23 protein-coding genes and 4 tRNA genes are annotated in these 25,153 nt (G+C 58.4%); 5 read left to right on the top strand and 22 right to left on the bottom strand.

Going from position 1 to position 25,153, the window contains the following annotated elements; genetic code table 11:
- Positions 1-9: 9 nt before the first annotated feature.
- The 8 genes from AB4P97_RS05435 to AB4P97_RS05400 all read right to left on the bottom strand — a co-directional run bounded on the left by AB4P97_RS05435 (position 10) and on the right by AB4P97_RS05400 (position 7,623).
- Positions 10-1,038: a nucleoside hydrolase gene (locus AB4P97_RS05435; RefSeq protein WP_273878576.1), complete on the bottom strand. Its 1,029-nt coding sequence runs from the start codon at positions 1,036-1,038 to the stop codon at positions 10-12.
- A 31-nt stretch (positions 1,039-1,069) separates the two neighbouring features.
- Positions 1,070-1,474: a D-ribose pyranase gene (gene rbsD / locus AB4P97_RS05430; protein WP_042558687.1), complete on the bottom strand. Its 405-nt coding sequence runs from the start codon at positions 1,472-1,474 to the stop codon at positions 1,070-1,072.
- Positions 1,471-2,388, bottom strand: a complete 918-nt coding sequence (rbsK, locus tag AB4P97_RS05425) for a ribokinase (protein WP_200614693.1) — start codon at positions 2,386-2,388, stop codon at positions 1,471-1,473. The genes rbsD and rbsK overlap by 4 nt, the downstream gene beginning before the upstream one ends.
- 24 nt (positions 2,389-2,412) lie before the next feature.
- Positions 2,413-3,432 (bottom strand): LacI family DNA-binding transcriptional regulator, encoded by a 1,020-nt coding sequence (locus AB4P97_RS05420; RefSeq protein WP_042558685.1) that lies wholly within the window; start codon positions 3,430-3,432, stop codon positions 2,413-2,415.
- 3 nt (positions 3,433-3,435) lie between these two features.
- A complete protein-coding gene (locus AB4P97_RS05415; RefSeq protein ID WP_042558684.1) occupies positions 3,436-4,413 on the bottom strand; it encodes an ABC transporter permease in 978 nt (325 codons plus the stop codon).
- Positions 4,410-5,963 carry a sugar ABC transporter ATP-binding protein gene (locus AB4P97_RS05410; protein WP_395602154.1) on the bottom strand — a complete coding sequence of 518 codons (1,554 nt, stop codon included), beginning with the start codon at positions 5,961-5,963 and terminating at the stop codon, positions 4,410-4,412. Before AB4P97_RS05410 ends, AB4P97_RS05415 begins: the two co-directional genes overlap by 4 nt.
- A 55-nt stretch (positions 5,964-6,018) precedes the next feature.
- Positions 6,019-6,975, bottom strand: a complete 957-nt coding sequence (locus AB4P97_RS05405) for a sugar ABC transporter substrate-binding protein (RefSeq protein ID WP_042558682.1) — start codon at positions 6,973-6,975, stop codon at positions 6,019-6,021.
- 201 nt (positions 6,976-7,176) lie between these two features.
- Positions 7,177-7,623, bottom strand: a complete 447-nt coding sequence (locus AB4P97_RS05400; RefSeq protein WP_042558681.1) for a hypothetical protein — start codon at positions 7,621-7,623, stop codon at positions 7,177-7,179.
- 348 nt (positions 7,624-7,971) lie between these two features.
- On the opposite strand from AB4P97_RS05400, the gene AB4P97_RS05395 reads away from it, so the two are divergent.
- The 3 genes from AB4P97_RS05395 (at position 7,972) to AB4P97_RS05385 (ending at position 10,223) form a co-directional block, all read left to right on the top strand.
- Positions 7,972-9,060: an asparaginase gene (locus tag AB4P97_RS05395; RefSeq protein WP_042558680.1), complete on the top strand. Its 1,089-nt coding sequence runs from the start codon at positions 7,972-7,974 to the stop codon at positions 9,058-9,060.
- A 199-nt stretch (positions 9,061-9,259) separates the two neighbouring features.
- Positions 9,260-9,529 carry a DUF1654 domain-containing protein gene (locus tag AB4P97_RS05390; protein WP_090282667.1) on the top strand — a complete coding sequence of 90 codons (270 nt, stop codon included), beginning with the start codon at positions 9,260-9,262 and terminating at the stop codon, positions 9,527-9,529.
- A gap of 4 nt (positions 9,530-9,533) precedes the next feature.
- On the top strand, positions 9,534-10,223 hold the full coding sequence (locus tag AB4P97_RS05385) for an endonuclease (protein WP_042558679.1): 690 nt from the start codon (positions 9,534-9,536) through the stop codon (positions 10,221-10,223).
- 51 nt (positions 10,224-10,274) lie between these two features.
- Here AB4P97_RS05385 and AB4P97_RS05380 read toward each other — a convergent pair whose 3' ends face one another.
- Positions 10,275-11,186 carry a siderophore-interacting protein gene (locus tag AB4P97_RS05380; protein WP_042558678.1) on the bottom strand — a complete coding sequence of 304 codons (912 nt, stop codon included), beginning with the start codon at positions 11,184-11,186 and terminating at the stop codon, positions 10,275-10,277.
- An 85-nt stretch (positions 11,187-11,271) separates the two neighbouring features.
- Positions 11,272-11,640, bottom strand: coding sequence for an SPOR domain-containing protein (locus AB4P97_RS05375; protein WP_042558677.1), 369 nt, complete (start codon positions 11,638-11,640; stop codon positions 11,272-11,274).
- A 250-nt stretch (positions 11,641-11,890) separates the two neighbouring features.
- Between AB4P97_RS05375 and csrA the strand changes: the two genes are divergently transcribed.
- On the top strand, positions 11,891-12,085 hold the full coding sequence (gene csrA, locus AB4P97_RS05370) for a carbon storage regulator CsrA (protein ID WP_003179932.1): 195 nt from the start codon (positions 11,891-11,893) through the stop codon (positions 12,083-12,085).
- 222 nt (positions 12,086-12,307) lie between these two features.
- Here the strand turns inward: csrA and AB4P97_RS05365 are convergent, their stop codons facing one another.
- Both AB4P97_RS05365 and AB4P97_RS05360 read right to left on the bottom strand, forming a co-directional pair.
- Positions 12,308-12,763, bottom strand: coding sequence for a DUF2214 family protein (locus AB4P97_RS05365; protein ID WP_042558676.1), 456 nt, complete (start codon positions 12,761-12,763; stop codon positions 12,308-12,310).
- Positions 12,764-13,300: 537 nt separating this feature from the next.
- Positions 13,301-13,377, bottom strand: a tRNA-Val gene (locus AB4P97_RS05360).
- Between the two features lie 182 nt (positions 13,378-13,559).
- On the opposite strand from AB4P97_RS05360, the gene AB4P97_RS05355 reads away from it, so the two are divergent.
- Positions 13,560-14,843, top strand: a complete 1,284-nt coding sequence (locus AB4P97_RS05355; protein WP_042558623.1) for an FAD-binding oxidoreductase — start codon at positions 13,560-13,562, stop codon at positions 14,841-14,843.
- An 82-nt stretch (positions 14,844-14,925) separates the two neighbouring features.
- On the opposite strand, the gene AB4P97_RS05350 is transcribed toward AB4P97_RS05355, so the two are convergent.
- The 10 genes from AB4P97_RS05350 to purF form a co-directional block, all read right to left on the bottom strand.
- Positions 14,926-15,897: an XdhC family protein gene (locus tag AB4P97_RS05350; RefSeq protein ID WP_047300463.1), complete on the bottom strand. Its 972-nt coding sequence runs from the start codon at positions 15,895-15,897 to the stop codon at positions 14,926-14,928.
- 1 nt (position 15,898) lies between these two features.
- Positions 15,899-17,134 (bottom strand): c-type cytochrome, encoded by a 1,236-nt coding sequence (locus AB4P97_RS05345; protein WP_395602153.1) that lies wholly within the window; start codon positions 17,132-17,134, stop codon positions 15,899-15,901.
- Positions 17,135-17,136: 2 nt separating this feature from the next.
- Complete coding sequence (locus tag AB4P97_RS05340; protein ID WP_042558620.1) at positions 17,137-17,676, bottom strand: (2Fe-2S)-binding protein; 540 nt, start codon at positions 17,674-17,676, stop codon at positions 17,137-17,139.
- On the bottom strand, positions 17,669-20,500 hold the full coding sequence (locus AB4P97_RS05335) for a xanthine dehydrogenase family protein molybdopterin-binding subunit (RefSeq protein WP_200614675.1): 2,832 nt from the start codon (positions 20,498-20,500) through the stop codon (positions 17,669-17,671). The genes AB4P97_RS05340 and AB4P97_RS05335 overlap by 8 nt, the downstream gene beginning before the upstream one ends.
- Before the next feature lie 490 nt (positions 20,501-20,990).
- A tRNA-Asp gene (locus tag AB4P97_RS05330) sits at positions 20,991-21,067 on the bottom strand.
- 94 nt (positions 21,068-21,161) lie between these two features.
- A tRNA-Asp gene (locus AB4P97_RS05325) sits at positions 21,162-21,238 on the bottom strand.
- A gap of 55 nt (positions 21,239-21,293) precedes the next feature.
- A tRNA-Val gene (locus tag AB4P97_RS05320) sits at positions 21,294-21,369 on the bottom strand.
- Positions 21,370-21,552: 183 nt separating this feature from the next.
- Positions 21,553-22,329 (bottom strand): SDR family oxidoreductase, encoded by a 777-nt coding sequence (locus tag AB4P97_RS05315; protein WP_395602152.1) that lies wholly within the window; start codon positions 22,327-22,329, stop codon positions 21,553-21,555.
- Positions 22,326-23,537 (bottom strand): O-succinylhomoserine sulfhydrylase, encoded by a 1,212-nt coding sequence (locus AB4P97_RS05310; RefSeq protein ID WP_042558617.1) that lies wholly within the window; start codon positions 23,535-23,537, stop codon positions 22,326-22,328. The genes AB4P97_RS05315 and AB4P97_RS05310 overlap by 4 nt, the downstream gene beginning before the upstream one ends.
- Positions 23,538-23,617: 80 nt before the next feature.
- Complete coding sequence (gene purF / locus AB4P97_RS05305) at positions 23,618-25,123, bottom strand: amidophosphoribosyltransferase (RefSeq protein WP_042558616.1); 1,506 nt, start codon at positions 25,121-25,123, stop codon at positions 23,618-23,620.
- Positions 25,124-25,153: the final 30 nt, after the last annotated feature.

The raw sequence follows: 25,153 nt of genomic DNA, 5'->3' as shown, positions 1-25,153 counted from the left end.
GGCGGGATATTACTTCAGGCGTTTCAGGCGTTCGGTCAGCAGATCGAAGAACCCTTGAGCGTCGCCATTTTCCACCCAGAATGCATTCTTCGGTGCCTTGAGACCGTCATACCAATCGACGACGGTCTGACCGAAAGTCGGCCCCTCACGACTATCAACCACGACGTTTACCGAGCGACCAGTGAACAGTTCTGGCTTGAGCAGATAAGCCACGACAGTAGCGTCATGCACCGGGCCACCCGGAATGCCGTAATGCTCCATATCCCCTTTGATGTACTCGTTGAGGATGTCGCCGACAATTTTGCTCGCGTTGTTGTTGAGCGCAGCAATCTGCTTCAAACGCGCATCGCTGGTAAGAATCTTGTGGGTGACGTCCAGTGGCAGATAGGTCAGCTTCACGCCACTCTTGAGTACCACTTCAGCAGCTTGCGGATCGGCAAACAGGTTGAATTCCGCCACCGGGGTAATGTTGCCACCGTTGAAGTGCGCGCCACCCATGATCACCACTTCCTTGATGCCCTGCACAATCTCGGGCTCCTGGATCAACGCCAGCGCAAGGTTGGTTTGCGGGCCAAGCATGGCGATGGTGATGCTGTGTGGCTTGGCCTGTTTGAGGGTATCGATCAGGTAATTGACCGCACTGCCATCAGCCAGACCTTTTTTCGGTTCGTGCACAGTGACACCCGACAGGCCTTCCTTGCCATGGATGTTCTCGGCGTAGATCGGCGTGCGCATCAGCGGCTTCGGCGCGCCGGCGTAGACGGGTACATCCTCGCGCCCCGCCCATTCGCGAGCCAGGCGTGCGTTACGCGAAGTCTTGTCGAGGCGCACGTTGCCGGCCACGGTGGTCAGCGCACGGATGTTCAGCTCGTCTGGCGAGGCCAGCGCGAACAGCAAGGCGACCACGTCGTCGGCACCCGGATCGGTGTCGATAATCAGGTCGATTTTTTCCGCCGCGTGAGCGCCGGTTGCAGATATCAGGGACAAAAGCAGCAGACTCCGGAGCAGTTGGTGCATTTTTTGAGCATAGCGTTGCATGGCGCATTCCTTGTGCATGTGAAATCGAAAGTTAGAACGTTACACCAGCCACCAGAACGATGTTGCAGTACGGCTGACATTCGCCTGTACGAACAATCGCCCGTGCCTGTCGGCTAAGAACCTTGAATTGCTCATGACTGAGCAGATCGCGACGACCTAGTGCACCTTCTTCATTCAACTCGTCAAGCGCAGTCAACGCAGTCGGTTGCTTGTCGAAGATTTCCTTGGCCAACGCATGGCTTTCTACCTGCATCTCGCTTAGCACGACTTTCAGGGTGCTGACAAAGTCCGGAACACCATGGGTCAGCGCCAGGTCGATCAGCTCGACACCCGGCGGCACCGGCAAGCCGGCATCACCAATCACCACCATGTCGCCATGGCCCAGAGATGCGATCAGTCGCGACAGCGCGACGTTCAGCAAAGGAGTCTTTTTCATGCGGGTTTAAAGGCCTGTACGTCGGACATGGTTGGAATGGAAGGCTGCGCGCCAGCGCGAGTAACCGAAAGAGCGGCGGCAATCTGCCCATAGCGGATCGCTTCGGCCTCAGACTTGCCAGCGGCCAGGGCAGCGGCAAAACCACCGACGAAAGTGTCCCCCGCCGCCGTGGTATCGACCGCCTTCACTTTCGGCGCCGGGAAATGCTCGAAACCTTTGCCGTTGGCGAACAACGACCCCTCAGCACCAAGGGTGATGATGACCTTTCCTGCGCCCATCGCGATCAGGTGACTTGCCGCGCTTTCTGCAGTTTCCAGCGAATCAACCGGCAGCCCGCTCAAGGCAGCGGCTTCACTTTCGTTGGGAATCAGGTAGTCGATGGCTGCGAACCAATCTGCCGGCAATGGACGGCTGGCAGGGGCAGGATTGAGGATAACGGTCTTGCCCAGCGCACGCGCACGCTTGAGCGCATGGCCCACGGTTGCATCCGGAATCTCAAGCTGGCAGATGATAACGTCAGCGGCCTGCAACACGGCATCGAAGCGGTCGATCACCGCCGGCGTCATGGCGCCGTTGGCACCGGCGACAATCACGATCGCGTTCTGACTGTTGTCATCGACCACGATCAGCGCCACGCCACTGGAGTCCTCGACAACGCTGACCGCCTGACAGTCAATCTGCTCGGCCAGCAACGCTTCGCGCAACTGCACGCCATAGTCATCGCTGCCTACACAGCCAACCATCGCCACTTGCGCACCAAGGCGCGCGGCAGCCACCGCCTGGTTGGCGCCCTTGCCACCAGAGACGGTGGCAAAGGAATGTCCGATCAGCGTTTCACCGCCACGGGGCAGCCGTGGCGCACGGGTGACCAGATCCATGTTCAGGCTGCCTATTACCACTACATTTGCTGGCATACATCACTACTCGTCAATTCGGTTTCAGCGGTACTCGGTGAACACGCCGGACAGCGGCGCAGTCGATTCGCGCAAGACAATACTCGGGGTCACGATCCGTTGATCAGTGACCAGGCCTGGGGTAGCAATCCTTCGCAGCAGTACTTCAGCCGCCATCTCGCCCAGCTGCAGGATCGACTGGCCGACGGTGGTCAGGGCCGGATACACATAGCGGCTCATCTGGATATCGTCGAAGCCGATCACCGACAGCTCGCTCGGCACTCGCACCTTGCGTTCAGCCGCCGCTCGCAGCACCCCGATGCCAATCATGTCGTTCCCGGCAAAAATCGCGCTCGGCGGGTCGCTCGCAAGCAGCGTCGTCGCTGCGTTATAACCGCCGGTGCTGGTGAAATCGCTCTCGAGCATGCGCGCTGGCGACACTTCGATGCCCGCCTCTTTCAGCGCCCGGCAAAAACCGGCCTGACGCATTTGCGCCACGCTGGTGCTCGCAGGGCCGCCAATGGTCGCGATATCGCGGTGGCCAAGCTCCAACAAATGACGGGTGGCGAGGTAAGCGCCGTACTCATGATCGATGCGCACCAGATCGGCATCCACGCCATCCAGTCCACGGTCGACAATCACCATTGGCGTCTTTACCCCGGCCAGCCCCTGCGCCAGACCACTGTCACCGCCGGCCGACGCGACGATCAAGCCGTCGACGCGCTTTTCCAGCAGGACACGCAAGTAGCTGCGCTGCTTTTGCGGGTTGTCATCGGAGTTACAGAGGATCACGCAGTAGCCATTACGCTCGCAGTAATCCTCGATGCCCCGTGCCAACTCGGCGAAGTACGGGTTGAGACTGTTGGGCACCAGCAAGCCAATGGTTGCAGTGGTTTTGGCCTTCAGCGAGCGCGCCACCGCACTCGGCACGTAATCGAGACTCTTGATGGCCGCCTCGACTTTCAACCGGACCTCCTTACTGACCGGTCGTGTATTGTTCACCACGTGAGACACGGTCGTGTAGGAAATCCCCGCGAGCGCCGCCACATCCTTGATTGTCGCCATGTTTCAAGCCCGCCGACTGGCGCGTTGGCTGCGATAGGTATCGAGCACGACCGCGATCACAATCACCGCACCGGTGATGATGCGCTTGGTCGGCTCGCTGGCACCGATCTGCGCTAGACCGGCCGCCAGTACGGAAATGATCAGGACGCCAAAGAAAGTGCTGATGACCGAACCGCGCCCACCCATCAGGCTGGTGCCGCCGATCACCACCGCGGCAATCACTTGCAGTTCCAGACCGGAGCCAGCATTCGGGTCCGCTGCTTCCAGTCGAGAAATCTGGAACAGCGCGGCAACACCGGCCAGCAGGCCCATCAGGCTGAACACTAGAATCTTGTAGGGTTTTGGATTGATCCCCGCCAGCCGCACCGCTTCCTCGTTGGTACCGATACCGATCAGGTAACGACCGAACACCGTGCGCGTCAAAACCGCCTGCGCAATAAAAATCACCAGCAAGGCAATGATAAACGACGGTGAAATACCGAAAGCAATCGGGTTCGACAACCAGGCGAACGAATCCCCAATATAAGCCGTGCGCGAGCCGGTCATCTGGTAAGCCAGACCTCGGGCCATTTCCAGCACACCGAGAGAAACGATGAACGAAGGGATCCGCCAGGCCACGGTAATCGAACCCGTGACGGTGCCCGCCAATGCCGCGACCGCCATACCGAGCAACGCCGCCGGCAACACGCTCCAACCCCAACCGAGCATGGCCACGCTGACCGTTGATGCCGCGAGCGCCAGCACCGAGCCCACCGACAGATCGATACCGCCAATGATCAACACGAAGGTCATGCCGACGGCCAGCACCATCAGGTCGGGAATCTGGTTGGCCAACGTACTGAAAGTGTTATAGGACAGAAAGTGGCTGCTCAAGACCGAGAACAGCGCAATCATCGCCAGCAGTGCACCGGCCAGCCCCAGATAGGTGCCCAGTCCGTAAAAGTTGCCACTACGCTTGCTGGCAGGAGATGCAGTTTTCATGGGAGATCCCTAGGCGCCGCTTCGTTGAGCAACGCATCACGTTTTTGGTAGCCGGCGAACGCGGCAGCAAGCAAATCATCCTGGGTCCAGCTGTCGCGCTTAAAGGTGTCGATCAGACGCCCCGCCGACAACACACCGATCCGGTCGCAGATCAGCATTAATTCACGCAGGTCACTGGATACCACCACCAGCGCTTTGCCCTGGCGCGTCAGCTCACCGAGCAAGGCATAGATGTCGAACTTGGCACCGACGTCGATGCCACGAGTCGGTTCATCGAACAGCAGCACCGAACAATCACGCTCCAGCCAGCGACCGATCACGACCTTTTGCTGGTTACCACCGGACAGTTCCGAAACCAACTGTGTCGGGCTTGAGCTGCGGATGCGCATCGCGTCGATCTGTCGTTGCGCCAGTGAGATTTCGTCGCCGTTGTTGACGAAACCGCCACTGGAAATTTCCGGCATGTTGCCCAAGGCAATGTTGGCGCTGATCGATTGGCTCAGCAGCAAGCCTTCGCCTTTGCGATCTTCGGTGATCAACGCAATGCCATTGCGCACGGCATCGACCGGCGAACGTACGCTCACCACTCGCGCTGGCGAGCCCAGTGCAATCGTGCCGCTGTCAGCGACGTCGGCCCCAAAAATCAGCCGCAGCAGTTCGGTGCGCCCTGCTCCGATCAGACCGGAAATCCCGTAGATCTCCCCGGCACGCACTTCGAACGAGACGTCGCGCACCTTGTCGGAACGAGTCAGACCTGTGACCGTCAACGCCGGGGCGCCGATGTTGCGCGGGCCCATGTCGATGTGCTCGCCCAGTTCGCGCCCGACCATCAGCGTGACCAGTTGCTCGCTGTTGTAATTGGCCATTGGCTCGACGCACACCAGGTTGCCATCACGCAGCACAGCAATGCGTTGCGCCACGCGGGCCAACTCTTCGAGGCGGTGGGATATGTAGATGATCGAGACGCCGCGCGCCTGTAGGCGAGTGATCTGCTCGAAAAGCATTTCGACTTCACGCGCCGTGAGCATCGCGGTCGGCTCGTCGAGAATCAGCACATGGCAATCGCCGATCAGGTTGCGGGCGATTTCGACCATCTGCTGATGCCCGATGCCCAATTCGCCGACCAGGGTGTCCGGATCGATCGCATCAAGCCCAACCTGCGCCATGGCTTCGATGGCTGCCTTACGCAATTGCTTGCGGCTGATCCAGCCGCCGTTGCTCGGCAGGTTGTCGAGAAACAGGTTCTCCGCCACCGACAATGTCGGCAGCAGATTGAGTTCTTGCATGACCATGCGCACGCCAAGATCTTCAGCCTGGGTACGACTGCCCGGGCGATAGTCCTTGCCCTGGAACTGCATCTGGCCAGTGGTCGGGGTAACCAGACCACCAATGATCTTCGACAGGGTGCTTTTACCGGCGCCATTCTCGCCGGTCAGCGCCAGTACTTCACCGCGCATCAGCGTCAAATCGATGCCCGTGAGCACCGGTTGCGCATAGGTCTTACCGATACCGCTGACCGAGAGGACAGCGTTCGGAGCGGAAACTGACATAAAAATCTCCATGCGCTCACCCGGTCGGGCGAGCGCCGTTGTATCGCCAGAGGACTTACTTGGTGACCAGTTCGACCGGCGTTTCAATCACGCCATTGGTACCGCTGTCGACCTTCTCGCCTTTGATGATTTTCAGCGCGGTCTCGATACCGAACACCGCTTGTTTGGCGGCATACTGATCCGCAGTCGCCAGTACACGACCGTCCTTCAACATTGGCTTGATGGCATTGATGTTGTCGTAGCCGACAACCTGCACCTTGCCTGCCTTGCCCGCAGCACGCACGGCGGAAACGGCACCGACGGCCATGCTGTCATTACCAGCCAGCAACGCTTTGACATCCGGGTACTCACTGAGAATCGACGCGGCAACCTTGTTGCCTTTATCGATCTCCCAGTCACCGGACTGCAGGGAAACCACCTTGATCTGCGCCGCCTCCATCGCATCCTTGAAGCCAGCGGTACGCTGCTGAGCGTTGGTCGTCGTGGACACGCCTTCAATGATGCCCACTTCGTCACCGGCCTTCAGCTGTTTGGCCAGATATTCGCCTACCAGACGCGCACCTTTGCGGTTGTCCGGGCCTACGAATGGCACGCTGATGTTTTTGCTTTTGACAATTTGCGGATCGAGCTGGTTATCGATGTTGATCACGGTAATACCGGCATCGACGGCTTTCTTGATCACCGGCACCATGGCCTTGGAGTCAGAAGGCGCGATGACCAGGGCATTGACCTTGGCCAGAATCATTTGCTCGACGATGCGCGTCTGGCCTGCGGTGTCGGTCTCGTCCTTGATGCCATTGGAGATCAGGTCGAAATCGGCGGAGTGTTCTTTTTGGTAGGCTTTGGCGCCATCTTCCATGGTCAGGAAGAATTCGTTGGCCAGGGATTTCATGACCAGTGCGACTTTGGGTTTTTCCGGGGATTCGGCGAACGCCGAAGAGACGGGTAATGCAGCGGCTGTGGCAGCCAGCATAGCGACAGCAAGAAGACGTCCAGCAAATGGCAGCTTCATGGGTTCACTCCGATCTTATGATTATTTTGAGCAACGTTTGCGCTGGCGTAATCTACAGCGCTTCCACCGATGGAGCTATACCTAGGGGAAGCCGCGCAAACGTTTGCGTAGATCGAACTATGCGAACCTGGCCGCGATTTGTCAACAATCGGAAATCACCATTTATCGTAGGACGAATCATTCGACTCGCCCCTTTGCTATCTATGCTGTGGTGCTGACCAGATTGCCACTGGTGGAACTCTTGGACATTTCCTTGACCAGCGCGCCCGCTACTTCCGCCATCGCGCCGCTGGTTTGCGCGATCTGCCCCTGAATGGACATGACAGCCTGCGATTTGGCCTCCGGAGTCGGATAGCTCTGAGCTTGTGCCGCGGCCAATTGCTGTTGCTGTTCCTGGAGTTGCTTCTGCAATTCCTGCATCCGCTTCAGCAGCATTTTGACTGTGATGCTCAGGTTGTCGCCGCTTTCAGCCTTGCTGTCTTCTTGCGCGGGACCACCGGTTCTGACCTGATTGCTCTCTTCTTTCTCGATGCCCAGCGCCTCGGCAGAAGCGTCCGCTTCCGCTTGACTCAATGCATTGATCGTCGCAGCGGTTTTGCCGCCGATGGTGACAGCAGCGGGATTTGATAAACCGATCGTCAGTGACATGAGAACTCCCTAAATTTTAGTTTCCCTGAACACGCATCGGCCAGCGCAAAGGTTTCTTTAGCACCTATTCCAGATACGGCAACCCGATTCGTTCGACAGAACCAGTAGTCCTTTTCGGAGAGCCGAACATGAAGGCCCGCATTGTTCGGAAACCCGGATACCCGATGCGAGGCGCTCTTTCTACAATCACAAAATACTGATGTAAATCATCAAGTTAAACATTTCTCTAACGCAAAGTACGGCTGGTACAGATCCTGCTCCCTACACCGCACCCCGGCATCCAGATCGGCTCGGGGCGCATCTAGATGAACCTGCATCAGCACCGTCTCACTACTAGAGAGAAAAATAATGAAATCTGCTTTCAAAACCTTCGTTCCGGGCGCTTTGGCCCTCCTCCTGCTCCTGCCTACTGCCCTACAGGCAAAAGAAGCCGAAACACAGACCAAACTCGCCAACGTCGTAGTACTCGCCACTGGCGGCACTATTGCCGGGGCTGGTGCCAGCGCCGCCAACAGCGCCACTTACCAGGCAGCCAAAGTCGGCGTCGAGCAACTGATTGCCGGCATTCCTGAATTGAGCAAACTGGCCAATGTGCGTGGCGAACAAGTCATGCAGATCGCCTCGGAAAGCATCACTAACGACAACTTGCTGCAATTGGGGCGTCGCGTCGCCGAGCTGGCTGACAGCAAAGATGTCGACGGCATCGTCATCACCCACGGCACCGATACGCTGGAAGAAACCGCTTACTTTCTTAACCTGGTAGAGAAGACAGACAAGCCGATTATCGTCGTCGGCTCGATGCGTCCGGGTACCGCCATGTCCGCTGATGGCATGCTCAACCTGTACAACGCCGTCGCGGTGGCCAGCAGCAAAGAAGCTCGCGGCAAAGGCGTACTGGTGACCATGAACGATGAAATCCAGTCCGGTCGTGACGTGAGCAAAACGATCAACATCAAGACCGAGGCCTTTAAAAGTGCCTGGGGCCCAATGGGCATGGTCGTTGAAGGAAAATCCTACTGGTTCCGCTTGCCAGCCAAGCGTCACACCATGGATTCCGAGTTCGACATCAAAAACATCAAGAGCCTGCCTGACGTAGAAATCGCCTATTCCTACGGCAATGTGAGCGATACCGCCTACAAGGCACTCGCCCAATCCGGCGCCAAAGCCATCATCCACGCTGGTACTGGTAACGGCTCGGTGTCCTCGCGCGTAGTCCCTTCATTGCAAGCCCTGCGCAAAGATGGCGTGCAGATCATCCGTTCGTCCCACGTCAACGCTGGCGGCTTCGTTCTGCGCAATGCCGAACAACCTGACGACAAGTACGACTGGGTCGTCGCTCACGACCTGAACCCGCAAAAAGCCCGCATCCTGGCGATGGTCGCACTGACCAAAACCAATGACAGCAAAGAGCTGCAACGGATGTTCTGGGAATACTGATTGACCTTCGCCCGATCAACTCTTGATGGGGCAATCTTCTCACCACTCGCCGGATTGGCGGGTGGTGCGTCGCCTACGACCCCGCGTGCATCTTCCCCACAAAAAATTCGACTCGCCCTACACCAAAATCGGAAAAGCGCTGTCAGAGGATTTTCTTGAATTTTAAGCAGTTGCGAAAATGCTTACAGTTAAATACTGTATGCACGTACAGCTTAATAAGGATAACCTCGTGGCCACCTCCCCTGATGCTCCTGACGCTTATGAACGCATGGGTATGCGCGTTCAAAAAATCATCAATTCCCCCACCGCACAGAAAGCCAAAGCCGCACTGATCTTCCGCCTGCCGGACGAGCCGATGGATGACTGGGAGCGCCTGCTCGAGGAAATCGACGAGAACGACAACGTCACCCTCGCCTACCGCGACGATGGCGGCGTGCAGATTTTTTGGGTTGTGCCGAAGGAAGATTGATTCAATGATTGTCCGCTGTTTTGCTTTGTTCTTGCTGTTCATCGCCATGGGCGCCCAGGCGGGCGCACCTCGCACATTTTCCGAAGCCAAGAAGGTCGCCTGGAAGTTGTACGCACCGCAGTCCACCGAGTTCTACTGCGGCTGCAAATACACCGGCAACCGGGTTGATTTGAAAGCCTGTGGTTACGTACCGCGCAAAAATGCCAAGCGCGCGTCACGTATCGAATGGGAGCACATTGTGCCCGCCTGGCAGTTTGGCCATCAGCGCCAATGCTGGCAGGAAGGCGGACGCAAGAACTGCACACGCTACGACCCGATCTACCAGAAGGCCGAAGCCGACCTGCATAACCTGGTACCGAGCATTGGCGAGGTGAATGGCGATCGCAGCAATTTCAGCTATGGCTGGCTGCCAGTGCAATCCGGTCAGTACGGCTCTTGCCTGACCCAGGTCGACTTCAAGGCCAAGAAGGTCATGCCCCGCCCTTCAATTCGCGGCATGATTGCCCGCACTTATTTCTACATGAGCAAGCAATACGGCTTGCGTCTGTCGAAACAGGATCGGCAGTTATATGAGGCGTGGGACAAGACCTACCCGGTGCAAGACTGGGAACGCCAGCGCAATCAGAGCGTGGCGTGCGTGATGGGGCGCGGCAACGAATTTGTCGGCCCGGTGAGCATGAAAGCCTGCAGCTGATGGAAGCACAAAAAAGGCCTCGAACGTTATGTTCGAGGCCTTTTTTTGTGGCTAGCCGCCAGGCTTGTTGTGGCGCCAATATCCCATCAGGTTGAGCGATTCACGAGGGATCCCGCAGTCCTTGACAAGGTATTTGCGCAAACTCATGACGGCCGCACTTTCGCCAGCGACCCAGCCGTAAAATCCTTCTTCCGACGTATTGGCAATTTCCCAAAGAATATCTTTATCAACATCGACCTCAGCGAGTTCGATGGCCTGGCTCGCTGACGAAGCATGAATGGGCAAGGTCGCCTGCCGCACCGCCTCAACCATTAACATCCCGGCGACTGTCGCATCTGCCTGCTCACGGATCAGCCATTGAACTGTAAGCCCCGGCCAGTCAGGCACTGAAAGCATGTCTTGTGCACTGTCGACTTCGAAGAAAGCTTGCGTCTGGGGCGGATAGGCAAGGGCAGCCAACTCATCAAGAATGCCCATGGCTGCCGGCAACGCCGTCGAGTCGGCAACCAGCAATACTTGCTTGAGAGCCTGCGGCGGCCGCCATTCGAACCCTCCGGCCTCCTTCGCAGAGAAACGGTTGTCAGGCGCAAGGATTTGTATCGACTCGCCCGACTGCGCTCGCAACGCCCAGCGCGAAGCAGGCCCCGTCTCACCGTGCAAGACGAAATCAATGTCGACCTCACCTTGCTCGGTACGCAGATGACGAATCGTGTAAGTACGCATCGCCGGACGGCGGCTCGCCAACATCGAACGGAAACGCGCGTACCAACCTTCCTCCTGCGCAAGATTTGCAGGAGAACCATCTGCGGCAGGGAAAAAAAGTTTGACCCGCTGATCGGGCGCCCAGGTGGCCATGCTGGCAATTTCAGGACCGGCGAACGTGATCCGCATCAAGTGCGGGCTCAACCGGGTTTTACGCTGCAGCACAGCACTGAAGAGCTTGTAGGGATTGGCGGAGGCCATGCGGAGCTCCTTCAAGAAATCGTAAGTGACTCGTATAAGACGAATCGCATCCGACACCCTTTAAGCTGCTCCGCTGAAAACAATGTTACGGCTGGATCGGATGCTCGATCACCACCGATTCGATATTCCGTTTTTTGGCCTTTGCCAATGCCGCATCGACCTGCACCTGCCGAGCTTCGGCTTCAGCCTTGGAGTTGAAAGGGCCAATCAGAATTCGCACTTTGCCGCTGCTGTCCTTGATTACCGTCGGAACAAACGCATGCTCGATCAGCCAGCCGCTCAGATCACTGACCGCCTGAGGCGTTTCGCCGCGCACCTCGAGATCCCACTGTGGAGCAGAGGCGACCGCAGGAGCAGTCGCGACCGCCGTTTTCGGCTTTTGCGCGTCTACACTCTTGCCTTCACCACATCCTGCCAATGCCAGTGCCGCGACTATCCAGACCAATTTGCGCACAACGGTTTCCTCGGAAATCTCAAAGCGGCGATCTTACCATTCATAAATACTTCGCGAGCCCCGCAAAATGGGCACGAAACAACGAGATTGATGATTGCAGCCTCTGTATAGTTACGCCCTGGGAATTAATGCCGCATCTGCGCGTCAGAAAGAGGCACCCAAACTGTGAGACTTCGCACTAATCTATACGTACCACCGACCTCTGCACTGTCTGAATCAGGTGCCCTACAAAGCAATCAAGGAGAAGACCATGCTGATACTCACCCGCAAAGTCGGTGAAAGCATAAACATTGGTGATGACATCACCATCACCATCCTGGGCGTTAGCGGCCAGCAAGTACGAATTGGCATCAACGCTCCGAAGAACGTTGCGGTGCACCGTGAAGAGATCTACCAGCGCATTCAAGCTGGCCTGACCGCTCCGGACAAACCACAAACACCCTGAGCCGCATCGCAGTCAGTAGCCAGTTCGTTTGCCCAGCACAATGACTGGCTAGAGATACACGCGCCGTATTGCCACCCGCTCCCCACTCTGTTGGGCACGGCGCCTGACACACCAATCCCCTTCCGCTTCATTTTCCGTATCCCCTGTTACCGCTCGATCTTACCGGCCATTCCAAAGGCTGGCTGTCGGACGATTCCGATAGAGCGCAGGGAATTCGCCCTCCTAAGCGAATGTCACGCCACGCGCCATGCCAGTGGCGGCAACCACCATCAGCATCAGCAACAACGCTTCGACATGGCTGATTCGCGCGTACAACTTTGCACGCCCGGTATCGAGTGCCGCACCGCGCGCTGAGGCGATGCGCCATTTGACCAACGTGATCATCGGCGCGAGCTCCATCAGCAGAATGAGCACGAACAGTGTCATCTTCAGATGGAACAGTGGCTGATGAAGGTAATAGTCAGTGCCCTTCTCATACCCGCCAAAGGCACGCATCCCGCCCGTCACCAACAGAATCAACGCAGAGATGCCCCACAGATTATCGGCGAGCAACACGCGCCTGACCTCCCCCGCGCCGGACGCCAAGCGGCTGAACGCCGCTCCACGCGTCAGCACTGCCCAAAAGCCCAAGGCAAAAGCCAGTAAATGAATAGCCGCTAGAAACCACTGAGCCAGCACAGACACACTCCTTTATAAAAGAGTTGAAAATCGGCCAGTCAGTAGTAGTTCAAAAAGTGGGGACTTGCCCGGACCACATCGCCGGTGTACAGCTGAGGAACGTGATAGAGAAGTGCTGCAAAAGCCAAATCGCAGGCAAAAAAAATCCCAAGCAGCTGATGGAAGCTTGGGATTAAAAATGCATAAACCGTGGTGGTGAACGCGGAGCGGATATTACTGATTAATCGCTTCAGCGACAATATTTTTTCGATAACCGGTCGGTTAAAAAAGCTCGTAACTCATTCAATATCCACACTATTTTTATGGAATGAGAATTTGACGCGGAGGAATGGCTGTCGTTATGCACCAGCTCTGAAGCCGTCTCATCAATGTGGAAAGAGAAGGTAATCATGAGGAAGGGAAGCGCACGTCGAGGTGAGTGCCGAATTGATGTTCTGAAGCGAGGATTTCGCAAGAGGTCTGCAAACCCCCAGACAACAAAAAAGGGCCCACCTTTCGGTGAGCCCTTCTAGACCGCCCAGCAGAGCGGATTTTGTTTGGTAGGCGCGATTGGACTCGAACCAACGACCCCCACCATGTCAAGGTGGTGCTCTAACCAACTGAGCTACGTGCCTGCTGTGAGGCGGCATTCTACGGAATTCCGGAGGGGTGTCAACACCTTTTTTTCACCTAACCCTATGAATATGCAAAATATTTAATTTTCGCTCAGCAACGGAGATTTTCAGTGGCTGGCGGAGGTTTTTCAACTCGGGTAGGATCGGCGCACTCGTAAAATATATTAAACAGAGGCTGCAGGATGGCGAACACCCTTTACCCAGAGTCTTATTACGCTGCGTCGGCCAATGCCGTACCGGCTCGTCCGGCCTTGCAGGATGATGTGGAGACGGATGTCTGTGTGATTGGTGCCGGGTATACCGGATTGTCCTCCGCCCTGTTTCTGCTGGAGAGCGGTTTTCGCGTGACCGTGCTGGAAGCAGCCAAGGTCGGTTTCGGCGCATCGGGACGCAACGGCGGCCAGATTGTTAACAGCTATAGCCGCGACATCGATGTGATCGAACGCACCGTCGGCCCGAAGCAAGCGCAGCTGCTCGGCCACATGGCCTTCGAAGGCAGCCGGATCATTCGCGAGCGCGTCGCCAAGTACAACATACAGTGCGATCTGAAGGACGGCGGCGTGTTCGCGGCGCTGTCGGCCAAGCAGATGGACCACCTGGAGTCGCAAAAGCGTCTGTGGGAACGCTTCGGCCATACGCAGCTTGAATTGCTTGATCAACGTCGTATTCGTGAGGTCGTGGCCTGCGATCAGTACGTCGGCGGCATGCTCGACATGAGTGGCGGCCACATTCACCCGCTAAACCTGGCGCTAGGCGAAGCCGCGGCAGTCGAATCGCTTGGCGGCGCTATCTATGAGCAATCGCCCGCCGTGCGTATCGAGCGCGGCGCCAATCCAGTGGTTCATACACCGCAGGGCAAGGTCAGGGCCAAATTCATCATCGTCGCCGGTAACGCCTACCTCGGCAATCTGGTGCCGGAACTGGCGGCCAAATCGATGCCGTGCGGCACTCAGGTGATCACCACTGAACCGTTGGGCGATGAACTGGCGAAAAGCCTGCTGCCACAGGATTACTGTGTCGAAGACTGCAATTACCTTCTCGACTACTACCGTCTGACGGGCGACAAGCGCCTGATTTTCGGCGGCGGCGTGGTGTATGGCGCACGGGATCCGGCAAACATCGAAGCGATCATCCGCCCGAAAATGCTCAAGGCTTTCCCGCAGCTCAAGGACGTGAAGATTGATTACGCCTGGACCGGAAACTTCCTGCTGACCCTGTCGCGCCTGCCGCAGGTTGGACGCCTGGGCGACAACATCTATTACTCGCAGGGTTGCAGTGGTCATGGTGTGACGTACACGCATCTGGCCGGCAAAGTGTTGGCCGAGGCGTTGCGTGGTCAGGCGGAGCGTTTTGATGCGTTTGCTGATCTGCCGCACTATCCGTTCCCGGGCGGGCAACTGCTGCGCACGCCGTTTGCGGCGCTGGGGGCTTGGTATTACGGGTTGCGCGACAAATACGGTTTCTGATCAAACGCCCCGCTTCATTCTTCAGAAGCAACTGTGGCGAGGGAGCACACTCTCTCGCCACAATGACATCTGCCACTCAGTATCAGAGCTGATCCCGAGCAATCCCACTGCGTATGCGCAAGATATCCGCCAGCACCGCCAACGCAATTTCCGCCGGCGTCTTGCTGCCCAGGTTAAGGCCGATCGGTGCATGTATCCGCGCCAACTCGCCCTCCCCCAGCCCGCCAATCCGACGTAAACGCTCGAAGCGTTTCTGCGAAGTCTGCAGCGAGCCCATCACGCCAATGTAGAACGCTTCGGTACGCACCGCTTCCATCATCGCCAGATCGTCGATGCGCGGGTCATGGGTCAGCGCCACGACCGCGGTATCTCGATGGCAACCGCCATCGGCAATGAACACCGACGGCAGTTGCCGACGAATCTCCACACCACTGAGCACCACACCCTCGAGCACTTCATCGCGCGGATCGCAGAGGATCACTTCGAAACCGAGGCCGACCGCAAACTCGGCGCACGCCTGCGCCACGCTGGAATATCCGGCGAGCAACAAACGCTGCGCCGCACCGATGCGGATCCGCACCCGATCAATCTCCCGCTCGATACGCGCACCCTGCTCGCGATCAGCGAACAGACTGCGCGCACCGCTGGCCAGATCGACCTCGCGAATCAATCGACGCTGACCGAGCAGCGCCGACTCCAATTCGCGCAGATGCGCCTGGACGTCGCAGTCGGCGTCAAATTTCTCTACCAGCACATCGAGAATGCCACCACAGGGCAGGCTGACCCGCGAGCGCGGATCGTCGCCTTCACCGTAACGCACGACATTGACCGCATCGAGAAACGCACCTTCGGCGACGCGCTCGAGAAAATCTTCCTCGACGCAACCGCCGGACAGCGACCCGATCCACTGCCCACCTTCATTCACCGCCAGCAGCGAACCCGGCGCACGCGGTGCCGAGCCGTAGGTAGTCAGCACGGTGCAGAGCCAGATGCGCTGCCCCGCTACCGACCACTCCAGCGCGCGGCGCACCACTTGCAGATCGAGATGCTGCATATCAGTGCGCCTTGTGCTCGATGGTCGGAGCGTCGGCTTGCAGCTTCTGCACTTCGCTCACTGCCAGTTCAGCGGATTGACCACCCCAGCCTTGGCGCAAGTAGTTCAGCAGATCGGTCAACTGCTCAGGACTGAGCTTGTCGGCAAAACCCGGCATCGGTTGCATGTGCTCGAACCCGGAGAATTTCTGTTCGCCGATACCATCCTCGATCACGCGCAGCAAGTTGCGTGGATCTTCCAGACGCAGCGTGGTGTTGCCGCGCATGGCCACCGCGATATGCGGTTTGCCTTCGCCACCGACCGCGTGACATCCGGCGCAGACGTTCAAGTAATCCTGACGGCCGCGCTGAGCGCTCGCGCTGAGCTTTTCCACTGGCACTTCGACCAGCGCTTTGGCTGCCGGCGGCTGATCACCGAGCAGGAACGTGGCCATCGCAGCCAGATCGGTATCAGTCAGGCCCTGAGTGCTGTTGTGGAATACCGGGAACATCTCGTTGAACATCGTGCCCTGCGCACTCATACCGTGCTTGAGGAACGTGCTCAGGTCCTGATGATTCCAGCCGCGAGCAGCCAGATCGGTCGCCAGTAGACTCGGCGCCAGATAACCGTTGAGGATGCCACCGGTCATGCGTTTGTCCATCTGCATAGCGCCCGGCAGGCCGCGCGGCGTATGGCATTCGCCGCAGTGGCCGAGAACGTCGACCATGTATTGGCCGCGCTTCCACGCTTCGCTTTTACCTTCGCCCGAATCCAGCTTCACATCTTTGCCGTACATCATGTTCCAGCCCATCAGGCCCAGACGCACGTTGAACGGAAAGCTCAGGCTGGTGACCGGTGCAGCACGCTCGATCGGCTCGACGGTTTTCAGATACGCATGAATCGCGTCGGAATCTTCCCGCGGCACCAGGTGATAGGAGGTGTACGGCATCGCCGGATACAGATTCGCACCGTCGCGGCGCTTGCCTTCGGTGAGCGCGGCAAAGAACTCCTCATCGCTGTACAAACCGATACCGTGCTCTTTACTCGGCGTGATGTTGGTGCCGTAGATCGTGCCGAACGGCGAGACGATCGGCAGGCCACCCGCATACGGCGCACCACCCGGTGCTGTGTGGCAGGCCACGCAGTCGGCAGCGCGGGCGAGATACTCGCCGCGCTTGACCTGACCATCAGCGTGCGCCAACAACAGCGGCGCAGTCAGCCCGACCGCCAGGGTCAGGCGGGTCAATAAAAGCTTCATGCTTAACCCTCCTTGACCAGGCCGAGATCAGTCAGCACGTTGCGGGTAGCGTTGTAGTAACGCACGTACCCGGTGCAACGACAGATGTGATGGCCGAGGCTGTCCTCGATGACTTGTTCCAGTTGGCTTTTGACGATCGGCTGGCGTTGCAGCTTTTCCACCAGCACGGTCGCAGCATTGACGAAGCCCGGAGCGCAGTAGCTGCACTGGAAGGCGAACTCGTCGACGAAACGCTGCTGGATCGGGTTCAGCTCAGTGACCTGACCGTCCTCGTCACGCTTGGCGTGGCTTTCGATGGTGCGAACTTTCTTGCCTTCGAAATAATGCGCGCCGGTGATGCAGGTGCGCACTTCTTCGCTGGTGCCGTCCGGATTGTCGACGATCACAACGCAGGCGTGGCAGATACCCTGACCACAGCCCAGGCGCGAGCCGGTGAGATTCTTGTATTCGTGCAGGTAGTCGATCATCGGCAGGTCATCAGGGATGTCCACCGGGCCGACGGATTGACCATTGAGGGTCAGTTGAAGCGGACGGTTAGCCATTGAGGGCCTCCTTGATGCGCGCAGCAGTGATTGGCAGATCGCGAACACGTTTTCCGATGGCGTGCGCCACGGCGTTACCGATGGCACCGACTACCGGGATCATCACCACTTCGGCGATGCCTTTGGACGGATCGCTTGGCGACAGCGGCGGCAGAATTTCCGCCGTCTGTTTCCACACCGCAACGTGACGCGCCATTGGCAAGCGGTAACGGTTGAAGTTCCAGTCACCCTCCCCCGGCCCACCTTCGTACAGCGGCATTTCTTCCATCAATGCGTGGCCGATGCCCATGGCGATACCGCCCTCGAGCTGGCCCTTGACCAGTTCTTCGACCAGCACACGCCCGCACTCGACCCACGAATGGTGATTGAGCACTTCGACTTCCGCCGAGCCTTTGTTGACCTTCAACTCGACCAGCGTCGCGACCGGGCTGTAGTACGTCACGGCAGCGTTGTTCAGCTGGGTCACCGGGTAGTTGATGTTCTGGCGATCCAGCAGGTGGAAACCGGCAGTGCTCATCAACGCTTGCTTGGCCTTCGGTGCGCCGTCGCCATACTTCACCGCCAGACCATCGAGTGGCAGACGCTCTTTTACGCCGTCGATGCTGTACTCAGCCTCGGCCCAGCTCCAGCGGTTGAAACCGTGAACTGTCGCCGCAGTGACCAAGCCACGCTCGTGAGCGCGTTTGGCCAACTCTTCGAAGCTCAGCGGCTGCATGCCGTTGGCGGTCAGTTTGCCATCGACCCAATGCGCGTCTTCACGTCGCACCACGTAAGGGTTGGCCTGGCCGCCATAAGGCCCCTGACGCCAGATCTCCAGCGCCGCCGGCCACAGACCGTGATTGAACAACACACGCGCTGCTTCACGGGTGGCATGACTGAAGTAGTAAGCGGAGTTGGTCGCGGACGACGCCGAGGCCAATTTGCCCACCCAGCGCGGGTTGCGCAGCAGGCTGTCCTGCTCGGCCTGGCTCATGGTGTAAGGGTTGCCGCTGGTGATCAGCTGCATTTCCTTCCATTCGGTTTCGCCAGTCTTCACTTCGTGCGCCGGGCTGCCGAGGAAATCGGCGACGACCAAAGCTTGCGACGTGGACATGCCGGTGCCGATTTCAATGCCAATGTGTCGCAAGGTAATGCGACCGTCGGCAGTGAATTCGATGCTGGCCATCGGCGCTTCGGAACCGGTGCCGAAGTCTTTCTGGCAGATGGCAAAACCCACGCCATACCAGTTATCCGGGTCTGCCGCTTCACGCTGTTTCTTGATCGCGTCGCGGTTTTTCCAGACCTCGTGTACTGAGGCCTTGTCGAGAATCTCGTGCAGTCGCAGCGCGCCGGCCGGAATCGCACCCTGGGTATTTTTCATGCCGGAACGCAGAGCGTTTTTGCGACGCAGGTCGATCGCGTCGACACCCAGGCGATTGGCGATTTCGTCGACCATCATTTCGGTCGCCGCCATGCTTTGCAGGGTGCCGTAGCCGCGCATCGAACCCGCCTCAACACCGCGCGAGTGATAGGCGGTAACTTGCAGGTCATTCTGCGGCATGTAGTAGATCGACTGCGCTGCCGTGGCACCCACTGCGGCTACCGACGGGCTGTAGTTGATCCGGCCACCACCGTCGACGCTCATTTCGGCGCGGAAAATCTTGAAGCTGTAATCGTTCTTGTCCACCGCCAATTGGTAACGGATGTCGAACGGGTGACGCTTGATACCGCTCTGGAACTGCTCGTAACGATCGTTGGCCAGACGCACAGGCACACCGGCGCCGTACAGCGCAGCGAGGGCCGCGTAGTAAACGAAGATGTTGTGGTCTTTGGAGCCGTAACCCACGGTGTAACCCGGATGCATGTTCAGGTTGGCCAGGCCAAAGCGCGAAGGCGCGATCATTTTCGCGGTATCGGTCGCCGTTTCCAGCGGGCACTGGGTCGCCACGACAAAGTGCAGGGTTTTGGTCTTCGGGTCATACCAGCCATTGCCGTTGTCCGGCTCCATGGCGGCCGGCTCGATCGACGGAGTCTTGTAGCGCTCATCGAACACCAGCCAGTTGTCCGGCGGCGTGTCGATCTCTTTCTTCATGCGATCGGCGTAGAACAGCCCGCGCTCGGTCAGGTTGCCATGCAGATTCGGCGATGCATCCCACACCGGACGGCGGTTTTTCAGCATCGGGAACAGTATCGAATCCTTGAGGCTGGCGAATTCGTCTTCATCGGCCGAGGTCGGGCCACCTACACGCACATAGCGGAAGCTGCCGTAGGGGTCGCGTTCGTAGAACGGCACTTGAGCACCGTAACGAATCGCCTTGTCATTGAATTTGAGCTGGTTCTTGGCCTGACGGAAACGCTCGAAATCGTTCCATATCAGGATTGCCACCGGGTGCCCGATGAACATCGGCACTTTGCCTTCCGGCAGCAGCGGATCCGGAGCGTGTTCCTCCGGAAAGACGATGCCGTCCTTGTCCAGGTCAGCAGCGGTAACGATGCGATCCGGTTGCAAGTCTGCACCAAGCCACGACAGGTCGTAGCCGGCATAGATGCGATCAGCCTTGATGGTTTTCAGCAGCATGGCGTGACCCTGCTGCTCAGGCCAACCCGGCATGTCCTTGGATCGGATATCGCGGGCAAACACTTTGCTACCGCAGACCTTGGACAGTGCATCGTTACGCTGACGCGCCTTACCGTTGTTGCCGAGCCACTTCTCGGACGGCACGGTGACGCTGTTTTCCATCAAGGCAGCCAGCGCCTGACTGCTGAGCGGCGTGAGCGTGACGCTCACTCCCGCTACCAGCCCGCCCTGAAGGAATGAGCGCCGGGATATTTCACGGTTGGACATGGATCATCCTCTGGGCGGTTATATGTCCGCCCTTCTGGTTATCTACTGGGAATCTCGAGTCTTGCAGAAGCTCTTTCTGGCGAAGCAAAGAGCTGTGTTGACAGTGCAAAGCTGACCGAAAGGTTAACTTTAAAGGTTTCTTGGCTCGCAGCAAACAACCAGTTACATAATTCTGACTAAAGAATCAAAAAATCAATGCGACGTGGCACCGCAGCAAACCCGTAGAGATAACTGTGCATGTCTAGGCGCTCGCGAAAGCGTTCTTGCGGCGGATGCAAATTTTGAATGTGCCGACGCCTTCGCGAGCAGGCTCGCTCCCACAGGGATTTGTATTGGGCACAGGACGGTGGAAGACAGGAAGAAAAGCGGAGGGTCAAATTTCAGACACAAAAAACCCCGGTCTTTCGACCAGGGTCTTTGCTATCGATTCCGAATCAGCCAATGGCTGCTTTCGGTGCTTCAAGGCGTTCAGTGGGCCTCGAAGCAGATATGGCGCAGCGGACGGGACTCGAACCCGCGACCCCCGGCGTGACAGGCCGGTATTCTAACCGACTGAACTACCGCTGCGTATCGCTTTGAGCTTGCGCTCAAGTAACTCGTTTTGATTGAAAGCTTCGGTGCTTTTCAATCGCGAACCAGACAATGTCTGACCCGTTAAATATGGCGCAGCGGACGGGACTCGAACCCGCGACCCCCGGCGTGACAGGCCGGTATTCTAACCGACTGAACTACCGCTGCGCGTCGGTGCAGGCACTTTCAGCCTACCCTCTTGCTTTCGCAAGTTACCCGGAAGTGGTGGGTGATGACGGGATCGAACCGCCGACATTCTGCTTGTAAGGCAGACGCTCTCCCAGCTGAGCTAATCACCCGTTTGCATCTCCGAGGCCGCGAAATTTACGCAGGTAGCGAACCTAAGTCAATAGCAGGATTGAAGTTTTTTTCAAAAACCGCTTTTAGCGACAAGTGTCGAGCAGCAAGCAAAAGCAAGAACACCTACAGCGGTCACTTCACTGTTGTGCTTTGACTGGCAGCTTGAAGCTCGAAGCTGCCCTTCACTGCTTGTAAATCATCTTCTTGGTCATGCCGCCGTCAACGACGAATTCCTGCCCGGTGACAAACCCGGCATTCCTCGACAGCAGCCACGCGACCATCGCCGCGACATCCTCAACCGTGCCCACCCTGCCCGCCGGATGCTGAGCGTGATCGGAATCGGTCAACGGCTCGGCACGGCGTGCAAACGGGTCCCGCGCATCAATCCAGCCCGGGCTGACGGCGTTGACCCGAATCTCCGGCCCGAGACTGATGGCCAACGCGTGAGTGAGGGCCAACAACCCACCCTTGCTCGCCGCATATGCCTCGGTATCAGGCTCGGACTGTCCGGCACGGGTCGACGCCAGATTGACGATCGAGCCATTGTGCGCCCGCAGATACGGCGCGCAATGCTTGGCCAGTAGCATCGGCCCGCTGAGATTCACTGCCAGCACCCGATTCCAGTAGGCCAGATCAAGGCTTTCCAGAGTGATGTTGTGGGGATCAGCCACCGCCGCGTTGCACACCAGCGCATCGAGCCGACCAAACTGCCCCAACACCTCGGCCACACCAAGCGCCACCTGACCTTCATCCGCAACGTCCATGGCGATGAACCAGGCGTGCTCGCCCAGCACCTTCGCCACTTTCGAACCGCGCGCACGATCGAGATCGGTCAGCACCACTTGCCAGCCTTCGCTGATCAGCCACGCGGCGATGCCCAGACCAATGCCGCGCGCGGCGCCCGTGACCAGCACAACGCGGCCATGGGTGCCGGCTTTCGCAGTGGACAATTCGATCACAGCGCCGCCAGACCGCGCGCCAGGTCGGCTTGCAGGTCGGCCACGTCTTCCAGACCCACTGCGACACGGATCAGGCTGTCACGAATACCCGCTGCTTCACGCTCCTGCGGCGCCAGACGGCCGTGGGAAGTGGTGCTCGGGTGGGTGATGGTGGTTTTGCTATCACCGAGGTTGGCGGTGATCGAAATCAACCGGGTGGCATCGATAAAGCGCCACGCGCCCTCTTTACCGCCCTTGACCTCAAAACTCACCACCGCACCAAAGCCCTTCTGCTGACGCTGAGCAAGCTCATGCTGTGGATGGCTCTTGAGACCGGCGTAATGGACCTTCTCGATACCGTCCTGCTGCTCCAGCCATTCGGCCAGTTGCTGGGCGTTGGCACAGTGCGCCTTCATCCGCAGGTTCAGGGTTTCCAGACCTTTGAGGAAGATCCACGCGTTGAACGGACTCAACGTTGGCCCGGCGGTACGCAGGAAACCGACGACTTCTTTCATCTGCTCGCTGCGACCGGCGACCACGCCGCCCATGCAACGGCCCTGGCCATCGATGAACTTGGTCGCCGAGTGCACGACGATGTCCGCACCGAGCTTCAGCGGCTGCTGCAACGCAGGTGTGCAGAAGCAGTTGTCGACCACCAGCATCGCGCCTTTGGCGTGCGCAATTTCCGCCAGGGCGGTGATGTCCACCAGCTCAGCCAGCGGATTGGATGGCGACTCGACGAAGAGCAGCTTGGTGTTTGGCTTGATCGCCGCATCCCACGCCGGCAGCTCTGCCAGCGGCACATAGTCGACTTCGATGCCGAAACGCTTGAAATACTTTTCGAACAGGCTGATGGTCGAACCGAACACGCTGCGCGAGACCAGCACGTGATCGCCGGCGCTGCACAGGCTCATTACCACCGCCATGATCGCGGCCATGCCGGTCGCCGTCGCGACAGCTTGCTCGGCGCTTTCCAGCGCAGCAATGCGCTCTTCGAACGCGCGCACGGTCGGGTTGGTGTAGCGCGAGTAAACGTTGCCCGGCACTTCGCCGGCAAACCGTGCTGCTGCGTCGGCGGCAGTGCGGAACACGTAGCTTGAGGTGAAGAACATCGGATCACCGTGTTCGCCTTCCGGCGTACGGTGCTGACCGGCACGTACGGCCAGGGTATCGAACGCTACGCCTTCGAGGTCGCTATCCAAACGACCGGCATCCCATTCCTGACTCATGCTGTCACTCCTTGCCTGTTCTCGATAAATAAAAAGTCTTTTGCCAGATACAAAACCGGCCCCTCAGGGCCGGTAGAAACTCAGTTGTTATACAGATCGATGATCGCACTGACCGCCTGGGTCTTGACCTTCGAGGCATCGTTGCGTGCCTGCTCGATCTTGTCCAGATAAGCCTCGTCGACGTCGCCCGTCACGTACTTGCCGTCGAACACTGCGCAATCGAAGTTTTCGATCTTGATCTTGCCGCCGCCGACTGCTTCGATCAAGTCAGGCAAGTCCTGATAGATCAGCCAGTCAGCACCGATCAGATCAGCCACGTCCTGAGTCGAACGGTTGTGGGCGATCAGTTCATGGGCGCTTGGCATGTCGATGCCGTAGACGTTCGGGAAGCGCACCGCAGGAGCAGCCGAGCAGAAGTAGACGTTTTTCGCGCCAGCTTCGCGGGCCATCTGGATGATCTGCTTGCAGGTGGTACCGCGAACGATCGAGTCGTCAACCAGCATCACGTTCTTGCCGCGGAACTCCAGCTCGATGGCGTTGAGCTTCTGGCGTACCGATTTCTTGCGGGCAGCCTGGCCCGGCATGATGAAGGTGCGGCCGATGTAACGGTTCTTGACGAAACCTTCGCGGAATTTCACGCCCAAGTGATTAGCCAGCTCCAGCGCAGCGGTGCGACTGGTGTCCGGAATCGGGATGACCACGTCGATGTCGTGTTCAGGACGCTCACGCAGGATCTTCTCGGCGAGCTTCTCGCCCATGCGCAGGCGCGCCTTGTAGACCGACACGCCGTCGATGATCGAGTCCGGACGCGCCAGATAGACGTGCTCGAAGATGCACGGTGTCAGGGACGGGCTGGTCGCGCACTGACGGGTGTGCAGCTTGCCCTCTTCAGTGATGTAGACCGCTTCGCCCGGCGCCAGGTCGCGAATCAGGGTGAAACCGAGCACGTCCAGGGAGACACTTTCCGAGGCGATCATGTACTCGACGCCTTCGTCTGTGTGACGCTGACCGAACACGATCGGGCGGATGCCGTGCGGGTCACGGAAACCGACGATGCCGTAACCGGTCACCATGGCCACTACCGCGTAACCGCCGACGCAACGGTTGTGCACGTCGGTCACGGCAGCAAACACGTCTTCTTCGGTCGGTTGCAGCTTGCCGCGCTGGGCCAGCTCGTGGGCGAACACGTTGAGCAGCACTTCCGAGTCGGAACTGGTGTTGACGTGACGCAGATCGGATTCGTAGATTTCTTTGGCCAACTGCTCAACGTTGGTCAGGTTACCGTTATGCGCCAGCGTAATGCCGTAAGGCGAGTTGACATAAAACGGCTGGGCTTCGGCCGAAGTCGAGCTGCCAGCGGTTGGATAACGGACGTGGCCGATACCCATATGGCCGACCAGGCGTTGCATGTGACGCTGATGGAACACGTCACGCACCAGGCCATTGTCCTTGCGCAAGAACAACCGGCCATCATGGCTGGTCACGATACCGGCAGCGTCCTGGCCGCGGTGCTGGAGCACGGTTAGCGCGTCATACAGCGCCTGATTGACGTTCGACTTACCGACGATACCGACGATGCCACACATGCGACGCAACCCCTACTTAATGGATCTGAA

The organism is Pseudomonas sp. A1230, assembly GCF_044218825.1.
GTDB lineage: Bacteria > Pseudomonadota > Gammaproteobacteria > Pseudomonadales > Pseudomonadaceae > Aquipseudomonas > Aquipseudomonas iridis.
The sequence above is the reverse complement of the archived record's forward strand: the minus strand, read 5'-3'. Positions and strand labels throughout refer to the sequence as shown.

Coding starts and splice junctions, on each gene's coding strand:
- AB4P97_RS05435 (WP_273878576.1), bottom strand. CDS start 1,038: ATGCAACGCTATGCTCAAAAAATGCACCAACTGCTCCGGAGTCTGCTG.
- rbsD (WP_042558687.1), bottom strand. CDS start 1,474: ATGAAAAAGACTCCTTTGCTGAACGTCGCGCTGTCGCGACTGATCGCA.
- rbsK (WP_200614693.1), bottom strand. CDS start 2,388: ATGCCAGCAAATGTAGTGGTAATAGGCAGCCTGAACATGGATCTGGTC.
- AB4P97_RS05420 (WP_042558685.1), bottom strand. CDS start 3,432: ATGGCGACAATCAAGGATGTGGCGGCGCTCGCGGGGATTTCCTACACG.
- AB4P97_RS05415 (WP_042558684.1), bottom strand. CDS start 4,413: ATGAAAACTGCATCTCCTGCCAGCAAGCGTAGTGGCAACTTTTACGGA.
- AB4P97_RS05410 (WP_395602154.1), bottom strand. CDS start 5,963: ATGTCAGTTTCCGCTCCGAACGCTGTCCTCTCGGTCAGCGGTATCGGT.
- AB4P97_RS05405 (WP_042558682.1), bottom strand. CDS start 6,975: ATGAAGCTGCCATTTGCTGGACGTCTTCTTGCTGTCGCTATGCTGGCT.
- AB4P97_RS05400 (WP_042558681.1), bottom strand. CDS start 7,623: ATGTCACTGACGATCGGTTTATCAAATCCCGCTGCTGTCACCATCGGC.
- AB4P97_RS05395 (WP_042558680.1), top strand. CDS start 7,972: ATGAAATCTGCTTTCAAAACCTTCGTTCCGGGCGCTTTGGCCCTCCTC.
- AB4P97_RS05390 (WP_090282667.1), top strand. CDS start 9,260: ATGCACGTACAGCTTAATAAGGATAACCTCGTGGCCACCTCCCCTGAT.
- AB4P97_RS05385 (WP_042558679.1), top strand. CDS start 9,534: ATGATTGTCCGCTGTTTTGCTTTGTTCTTGCTGTTCATCGCCATGGGC.
- AB4P97_RS05380 (WP_042558678.1), bottom strand. CDS start 11,186: ATGGCCTCCGCCAATCCCTACAAGCTCTTCAGTGCTGTGCTGCAGCGT.
- csrA (WP_003179932.1), top strand. CDS start 11,891: ATGCTGATACTCACCCGCAAAGTCGGTGAAAGCATAAACATTGGTGAT.
- AB4P97_RS05355 (WP_042558623.1), top strand. CDS start 13,560: ATGGCGAACACCCTTTACCCAGAGTCTTATTACGCTGCGTCGGCCAAT.
- AB4P97_RS05350 (WP_047300463.1), bottom strand. CDS start 15,897: ATGCAGCATCTCGATCTGCAAGTGGTGCGCCGCGCGCTGGAGTGGTCG.
- AB4P97_RS05345 (WP_395602153.1), bottom strand. CDS start 17,134: ATGAAGCTTTTATTGACCCGCCTGACCCTGGCGGTCGGGCTGACTGCG.
- AB4P97_RS05340 (WP_042558620.1), bottom strand. CDS start 17,676: ATGGCTAACCGTCCGCTTCAACTGACCCTCAATGGTCAATCCGTCGGC.
- AB4P97_RS05335 (WP_200614675.1), bottom strand. CDS start 20,500: ATGTCCAACCGTGAAATATCCCGGCGCTCATTCCTTCAGGGCGGGCTG.
- AB4P97_RS05310 (WP_042558617.1), bottom strand. CDS start 23,537: ATGAGTCAGGAATGGGATGCCGGTCGTTTGGATAGCGACCTCGAAGGC.
- purF (WP_042558616.1), bottom strand. CDS start 25,123: ATGTGTGGCATCGTCGGTATCGTCGGTAAGTCGAACGTCAATCAGGCG.